Source organism: Saccharomonospora iraqiensis subsp. paurometabolica YIM 90007 (genome assembly GCF_000231035.2).
GTDB lineage: Bacteria > Actinomycetota > Actinomycetes > Mycobacteriales > Pseudonocardiaceae > Saccharomonospora > Saccharomonospora paurometabolica.
On sequence record NZ_KI912259.1, the window covers coordinates 94,468 to 94,978 of the forward strand.

The window sequence follows — 511 nt, forward strand, 5'->3', positions numbered from 1 at the left end:
CGACCCGGCGGCGCTGGCCGAGCGGGTGGCCGAGGTCGCGGCGATCGCGCCGGCGCTCAGCACTGCCGAGTTGCACGACCTGGCGGCGACCCGGCACGCCTCCCGCCGCGGCACGGGAGGTGTGCGGTGTGCGCTCGTCGCGGACACCCCCGACCGGCTACACGACGCAGCCGTGGCCGCTCGAGATCGCCTCGCCACGTGGGACGGCCGGTTGTCGCTGGACGAGGGGGCCGGTGTGGTGCTCGCGTCCGGCTCCGTGCCCCGGATCGGGGTGCTTCTGCCCGGCCAGGCCGCGCCGGTCCGCGCGGACCTTGATGACTGGGCCGCGGACCTGCACGTGCCGGGCGCTCCCGGGGTCCGACTGGTGGACGACGCCCGGGACACCGCGCTCGCCCAGCCCGCCATCGTGCGTCAGTCGCTCGCCGCGCTGGCGTGGCTGGAGGCCTGCGGTTGTCGCCCGGTCGCAGCCACCGGGCACAGCCTCGGAGAGATCAGCGCACTGGTCTGGGCG

General features: G+C 76.7%; 1 protein-coding gene. It reads left to right on the forward strand.

Going from position 1 to position 511, the window contains the following annotated elements:
- Window positions 1–511, forward strand: a 511-nt coding sequence (locus tag SACPADRAFT_RS33435) for a hypothetical protein (protein ID WP_198048369.1), incomplete at both ends; no start/stop codon positions are given.